This is a genomic window from Streptomyces sp. GbtcB7 (assembly GCF_019091445.1).
Classification (GTDB): Bacteria; Actinomycetota; Actinomycetes; order Streptomycetales; family Streptomycetaceae; genus Streptomyces; species Streptomyces mirabilis.
In genome coordinates, this window is the sequence record NZ_JAGXJM010000526.1 from 1 (window position 1) to 242 (window position 242).

The 242-nt window shown below is 73.1% G+C and carries 1 protein-coding gene; it reads left to right on the top strand.

Features of this window, described 5'->3' with window-relative positions:
- Nucleotides 1–242 (top strand): hypothetical protein (locus KVT44_RS56695; protein WP_217577119.1); only part of this gene is annotated, 242 nt, incomplete at both ends.

Genomic DNA, 242 nt, shown 5'->3' on the forward strand with positions numbered 1-242 from the left:
GATCTCGGGTCGATCGACGACCCTCGGGCGCTGCTGGCGCGGGCCACGGGGCTGCCGCTCGCGTTCCGCGCCGCGGCCGACCGGGCGCTCGAGTACCAGGCGATCGCCGCCGCGCAGCTGGCCGATCCTCGGCGGTTCGATCGGCTTACGCCGGCCACGATCGCCGAGCGGGCCGAGTGGACCGAGGACTATGCGAAGAAGATGATCGAGTTCGGGCGGGATCTGCAGCGGGGAGCCGAGGG